Genomic DNA, 6,549 nt, shown 5'->3' with positions numbered 1-6,549 from the left:
ACGACACCGACGGGGCCGAGAAAATCCACATCCGCGACAACGGCGGCTCCATCATCACCTTCGACACGCAGGAGAAGTCGCTGCTCATCAGTTCCATGGAAACCCTGAACCTGAGTGCCAAGAATGTGAATATTGCCGCAGAGGAAAATGTGACCATTGGGGCGCAGAAGGACATGAATCTCAGCTCCGAAGGCAACATGCAAGCCGTCAGTAAGGGCGAACTGGCCCTGCAGAGCGACAGCGATACCTCGGTCAGCAGCAAGGGCGCAGTAGCCATTGAGGCCACCAGCGATGCCACCCTCAGCGGTGCCAATGCTATTGTGGAAGGTAAGGCCGCCGCCGAACTCAACGGCACCCAGGCCAAAGTCAACGGAAAAGCCATGGCCGAAGTGGCCGGGGGAATAGTAAAAGTAAACTAAGGAGGAAAAGTTATGCCAGGACCAGCAGCCACAGTAGGAAGTATGCACGTTTGCCCCATGTTGAATCCCGGAACACCCCCGCCACCACATGTGGGCGGACCGGTATCGGGCCCGGGTGTGCCCACCGTATTGATAGGCGGAAAGCCCGCTGCCGTAATGGGCGATATGTGTGTTTGTGCCGGACCTCCGGACACCATTGTTCAAGGAGAAGCCACTGTATTGATAGGCGGCAAACCCGCCGCTACCGTAGGCTGCATGACGGCGCACGGCGGCTCCATCACCGTTGGCGAACCCACCGTTCTGATTGGCACCGGCTGCAGTGGCGCCACGGCCATTACTCCCGTCAAAAGAATTCCCTTTCCAAAAATCTCGCCCCTTTTGAAGGCCGTTGCCGCTGTCAGCGGACGCGGTGCCAGCTTGAAAGAGGCGGAAGCCAATCAAAAGAAGTTAAAGGAAGAAGCAGAACAATGTGAGGGTGAACCCAGGATTTATAATGTGAGGTGGGTAAAAGAGAATACCAACATCATTAATTCAAAAGAACTGAAAGAAGTAGAGATTGTCGCATCGGTTATGAATATTGAAGACGGAGAAAATATTGACTTTTCCATCGAAAGAAAACAAGCCAACGGCGAAATAATCAAGAAAGATTTGTCAGGGAAAGTCGAAAATGGAGAAGTAAGGGTAAGCTGGCAGATAGAAAAAGAAGAATAATCAATCAAAAGCGCATCAAATGAGTAATTTGCCGGATATAGCCACTTGTAGTGTAACCGCCAGCTATCAAACCAACAAAGCCACTGCTGCCGGAGATGATTTAATCATCAAGCCCACAGAAGTTAGTTTGAGTTTCATGAGGTATATACCCGTGAAAGACGACCGTAAGAAGTTCTTTGTTTGGCCACAGCGTGAAAAAGAGACCCGGTATGCGGTTGAAAATGTGCCTCCCATACAGGGGTGGAGCTATCGTCCCACCGTGGTGAGAGAAGGATACATCTATGTTTACTTCGAGACCAATGTTGACCTGTTTAAGGAGTTTAAGATTGAAGCCTTAGGTGGTTTAACCAACATTGTTTCAGATCTGTCGGAAGACATCCGCCTGCCCCAGGAGGAAAGAAGCACCAGATATCTATGCCTTTCTATTGATGATGTTGTTTGGATAGCCTATTCCGAATACCAATTCAGTGCCAGCTACATACAAAAATTACGAAGCGATCAGACGCTGAGAGAGCGGCGAATGCAAAAATTTGATGCAACTGCCTGGGCAGATAATCGTACCGCGCCGGACTGTTATACGGTTGATGAAATCGATGCTTACTTCCCCCTTGCCGACTATGCAACTCCCCCTGAAAAAAAGGATGCCTATGGATCTTACTATTTGGCCCCTGGCATGGATATGGAGATTGAAGATCAAATCAATATTCAACAATGGGTCTCCTATTTTAACAACGTAGAAGCCATTGAAGAAAACCCCGATGAACATGATGAAGTATTTTTCTGTTTGCACGACCCATTGGGCTGTGCCGACGAATTGACGGTAGAGCTTCAGAACAAGTGGGACTTTATGGATGCTCTAATTATATCAATGCAAACTGGTCTTGATAGGCATCGAACGTACAAAGAGATAGTTAAAGGGAATAAGGGACCCGTGAATCTTAGCGATAAGGCTCTTCTCGAGAAGTCGGAGTTATTACATAAATCATTGCTTTTATTGTATCAGGCAGCCTTTTGTTCTGAGGAGAATATTGATAAGTATGGCAAGCATCTTGATCGGGAAAGAATGGAGTCAATGCTGGCAAAGGAGGAGCGTCAGCAGTGCAGAGCCGACATTTTGGAGGCAAAAGAACAACTCACCTCATTTTTGAAAAGCGATTATTATCAAAATGGTGTACTTGAATACAATGCCCATACTCCAGAAATAAAACTGAACGGCAAAGCCAGATTTTCATTGCATTTGAGCAATCTTCAATACCGCGTTAATGCGAAGGATCATGTGTACAATTTAAGCGAAGATAATGAAGCAATTAGCAGGCAAAGTGACAGTGGCTATAATTATGCAAAAGACACCTTTGAGAAGGGGCAGGGGATTTTGTTCGAGAAGGTGGATATTGACCTTAAAAAAGGAGGGGACAATCTGATCAGGGTTGCCCTTGCATGGAATACTATGATTGGTGGCATAGCAGACTTTGCCAGAAAGTATCCGAAATTTTTAACCACCCAAATAAAAATGCTGAATGGGATAAGAGTATTCAGGAACGGTGAATTGATCGTCGATGAATGCTTTGATATTGTTACAATTCAAAAAGTGGTAAAAAACAAAAAGCCTTTTTTGGATGCAGGAAAGCAAATGGTAAATATTACCGATGATTTATTGGAGGACCTTCGATTCTTAAGAGCTGTAGATGGCAGTGTCATTAACATTGAACAAGTCAGTATTTCTCAGAAATTCAATTCTGCTTTTCAAAGAGAGGGAAAATTGTATGATCTGGCAGACCATTTATCCAATTCTCTGGTCTGGAATAGGCTTGTGGCACAGGTGGCTATAATAAATCTTGGTAGTGCCACCTTTCAACTGTTTAGAGAATCCGATAAAAATCTTGAATTATTTAGGAACGCATTAACAACACTTTCATCAATTGCAGGAGTTGTTGAAACACACTCAACTTATAGGATTTTATCAAAACAATTGAATGGAGTATTTTCTAAGAAAGTTGCAGATGATTTATTGAAAGGGCTCCCTGCAAAAGCATGCGCAGTGGGGGCCTGGCTAACTGCCGCCACAGACGTCATTGATGGAGGAGTTAATTTATACAAGGGAGATATAGATGCTGCAGCTATGCAAGGGCTTGCGGCTATTTTGGGAACTGTAGCGGGCATTGGAATCTGGAACGGGTGGAACCCAGCCGGTTGGGTTGCCCTACTCGCTGCAGGAACAGCTTTCTCAATTCTATCTGTCTTTTTTGAAGATGGCCCATTGGAAGAATTATCCAAATGTTGTCAATTCAGACAAAAAAAGATTCTCGTTTTCTTTGATAGTGACGAATTTGATTTAGCGGGTTCTTTTGAAGAATCAATCAGGCACCATCGAACAATGGCCCACACCATGGTAAAACGAGGTTATGAGGAATGGACTGATTATAAGTTTTTTTATGAGCGTCTGTCCGATGTTTTATTTGGAGGTGTAGTGATAATTGAAAATAAGCCCAACGTGATATCGTCAAGGGTAATTGGTTCAACCACCATTCGCGAACATTTTAAAAAGGAGATGTATGTGAATATCCACTTCAACATGGCAAAAATGTGTGTGGCAGATATTGAATTAGAAATCTATTTATACCCAAATGGCATTCTGGTTGGCGAAAGCGGCATTTTGCTTACAGAAGATCCCGATAAAGGTAACGTGCGTATTATTGAACAAACAGATCTTGAGGCTGAGTACTTTGTAGCTTTGTTTGATATCCCAGAGGCCTATTTGCCAGATCCTCAACACAGAATATTTCATAAACAGGCTGAAGTTTTAATCTTATGTCGTTGTCAGGATCATGCACATTCCTTTCCAATTAACCGAGATGGACAACCACGCTTCATTGCCGTCCGCGAAAAACTGTATCACGAAGAAACTATTGTTCAACAGGCAAGAACACCATTTAATTCTCGTTTATTGGATAAAGAAGAAAATGAGAGGGAGCAGAGACTGGTAAAGTCAGTTTTTGCCGGAGATCAAATCAGGAGAGGTTTTAAAAATGAGCTGAAATCACCAATTAATTAAGAAAAGACATGTTTGATATAAATAAATATTACAATCCAAACAGGAGGATTGAGCCAAAAGTACCAAGGGACTGGAAAAAGAAGTATGTAGATCTTTGCATTTCTGAGTTGCCGGGACCGGCTGCGGTTAATAGGGACGATATTGAACCAGGGGCGATTTGTGCATTTGAATACGCAAACGATAATTTTATAGTAAAAGATGTTTCAGACACCAGAAAGATGGAGCTATACTGGGCCTGGGGGTTTGTGGGAGCTTTTATCTTTGTTCTGAGTGTACCTTTAATTGGCGGAAGGAAGTTTGATTCAGGCTTTCTTCTGATAAGTTTATTCATAGGTCTATTTACAATATTGCCAGCTCTTTGGTCCTTTTATAAAGCATATTTTATAAACAAAGAGCGCAAATTAATATTTGATCGTCAACGTGGCCTTGTTCAAGTTCCTGGTTCATTGAATGAACCTCCTCAATTAATGAGGTTTGAGGACTTGCATGTTGTTGTAGCACTGGCGACTCGCTTCCAAGGGGGGATTTATTTACGTTTGTTTAAAAATAAATCACTGGCAGACAAGCTGGAAGGAGGCGTATTGTTTTCATTTGCTTATGGAACCTATTTGCAGTCTTGGAGTTATTTTGTTTGGTATATGGATAGAAACCGCCCCTTACCACCCGGTGACGCACTAGATCCTTATCGACAAAGAGATTATGAACGTCGCAAGGCTGAGGGCTTTCCACCACCCATATATCCCTCTGCCTTTGAAACCCCTGAGCATTTCACGAAAGAATTTCAGCTCATGAATGAAAGAAACAAAATGGTCCCTGGGAGATTCAATATCTCATTGAATAATGAACAGAAGATAGAGGTTGCACCAGTCAAAACTGACTACTACAATACTTAAAGTTCATTCTAATGGTGGCGAGGCGCTGAATGAAAGTTTGCAACAGATGCCCTATATTAATCAAAAATGGATTATACTAAAATACCCATTGACAGAAGAAATCTGGAACGGATAATCGTTTCTCATCCAGGAAAATCAGTGATTACAAAGGAAAGACTCCTAATACGAGATGAAACACTTTTAGACAAAGGGGTATTCACAAAAATGCCAGCAGCAATCAAAGATGGCCGGACCGTTGATGAAATAGATATATATCAAATCAGACTTAATCAGACAAATTTTAATCCAATGCTGAAAAAGATTGGAGTTGTTCTGTTCGCTTTTGGTATTTTCTTTTTTTTTATTGGCGGTGGAGTTTGGGTTCCTTTGGTAATCGGTATTATACCCGCGATTATTTCTCTAATCCTCGGGTACATCTTGCCCAAAGACAAACAGATCGTTTTTCACCGGCACAATGACATATTGGAATTGCATGGGGCATTCTTTGATAAGCCTCACCGCATCCCCTTTAATGATGTGCCGGCTTTCTTCGCCCCTAATGGTACCGCAGGTTTATTTCATTGGACCTTAAAAGTGAAACGCTCCTTTAAGCCTTTAAGTATTAAAGACTACTTCCCAATAGACTTAGATATTTTTATGGAGGGCGGTTGGCAAGCCTGGTCGTATTGGGTGTGGTACATGGATCGCAACCGACCATTGCCTCCTGGAGATGCAATGGATGAATTCCGCGAAGCTGATTTTCAGCGCCGCAAAGCAGAAGGTTTCCCGCCCCCTCTTTACAAAAGCCGGATACCTACGCCTGAGGCAACTACCGCACAGCAGATCGAGAGAGAAAGATACTGGAGAGATGAGGAGTATTTGGTGTAAAACAATTAGTAATATAAGATCAATTTAACAGGCTTTAAAATACATTTGTGAGTACAGGTCCTATGGAAAATTGGAAAAAAGTTGCTTTGGTCATTCTTGTTTTATTGTTTGGGTTAGGAGCAGGAATTGGGTTGATTTATTTGCCCCTTGAATATGTTGATTTCGATTCTTTTTTTTTAGGTAAGAAGGGCGGATTAGGCTTTTTTGCAATAGCAATTAGCATTAATCTTAGCTGCCTCGTTTTATTTCTTGCGGGAAAGAAGGTTGTTGAAATTGCCGATGGTAGTTTAAACATCAAACATAAAGTGTACACATGGCCGGAGAAGGTCGATTTAAAGGAGATCAACAGGATTAACGTTGGGGATGAACGAGTCGTGTTAACCAGAGCAGATGACGACTTTTTTGATTTCTATGTTAGGGGCAGTTGGAAATATGCTTTAGCTGGTTTTGTTGTGGCGGTTGCTTTCTTAGGATTTGTTGTTTCTCATTTCACCTCTGATGACGAAATAGACGTTGCTAATGCTGTTTTTACTCCCCCTATCCTTGCCGGCTTTGTTTTCATGTTGATGAATGCGTTTAAGGGTAAGCATTCGGCCTAGTACGTATT

6 protein-coding genes are annotated in these 6,549 nt (G+C 42.8%); all 6 read left to right on the top strand.

The genetic code is table 11. The features are described from left to right. On the top strand, window positions 1-419 hold a 419-nt coding region (locus B4W65_RS17370; RefSeq protein ID WP_205741320.1), incomplete at its 5' end, for a hypothetical protein. A 12-nt stretch (window positions 420-431) separates the two neighbouring features. Further along, window positions 432-1,130, top strand: a complete 699-nt coding sequence (locus tag B4W65_RS16735) for a PAAR domain-containing protein (RefSeq protein WP_088656310.1) — start codon at window positions 432-434, stop codon at window positions 1,128-1,130. Window positions 1,131-1,149: 19 nt separating this feature from the next. Continuing rightward, window positions 1,150-4,182 carry a toxin VasX gene (locus B4W65_RS16730; RefSeq protein WP_088656309.1) on the top strand — a complete coding sequence of 1,011 codons (3,033 nt, stop codon included), beginning with the start codon at window positions 1,150-1,152 and terminating at the stop codon, window positions 4,180-4,182. Window positions 4,183-4,190: 8 nt separating this feature from the next. Continuing rightward, a complete protein-coding gene (locus tag B4W65_RS16725; protein WP_088656308.1) occupies window positions 4,191-5,075 on the top strand; it encodes a hypothetical protein in 885 nt (294 codons plus the stop codon). Window positions 5,076-5,141: 66 nt separating this feature from the next. Continuing rightward, complete coding sequence (locus B4W65_RS17500) at window positions 5,142-5,942, top strand: hypothetical protein (RefSeq protein WP_205741319.1); 801 nt, start codon at window positions 5,142-5,144, stop codon at window positions 5,940-5,942. Between the two features lie 62 nt (window positions 5,943-6,004). Then, the gene (locus B4W65_RS16715; RefSeq protein ID WP_088656307.1) at window positions 6,005-6,541 is read left to right on the top strand and encodes a hypothetical protein; all 537 of its coding nucleotides are present in this window, start codon (window positions 6,005-6,007) and stop codon (window positions 6,539-6,541) included. The last annotated feature ends 8 nt before the right edge of the window (window positions 6,542-6,549 follow it).

The sequence above is a fragment of the Geofilum rhodophaeum genome (assembly GCF_002210225.1).
Lineage (GTDB): Bacteria > Bacteroidota > Bacteroidia > Bacteroidales > Marinilabiliaceae > Geofilum > Geofilum rhodophaeum.
The sequence above is the reverse complement of the archived record's forward strand: the minus strand, read 5'-3'. Positions and strand labels throughout refer to the sequence as shown.

Bases quoted from the DNA above. Each gene is read 5' to 3' on its own strand.
- B4W65_RS16735 (WP_088656310.1), top strand. From the start codon at position 432: ATGCCAGGACCAGCAGCCACAGTAGGAAGTATGCACGTTTGCCCCATG.
- B4W65_RS16730 (WP_088656309.1), top strand. From the start codon at position 1,150: ATGAGTAATTTGCCGGATATAGCCACTTGTAGTGTAACCGCCAGCTAT.
- B4W65_RS16725 (WP_088656308.1), top strand. From the start codon at position 4,191: ATGTTTGATATAAATAAATATTACAATCCAAACAGGAGGATTGAGCCA.
- B4W65_RS17500 (WP_205741319.1), top strand. From the start codon at position 5,142: ATGGATTATACTAAAATACCCATTGACAGAAGAAATCTGGAACGGATA.
- B4W65_RS16715 (WP_088656307.1), top strand. From the start codon at position 6,005: ATGGAAAATTGGAAAAAAGTTGCTTTGGTCATTCTTGTTTTATTGTTT.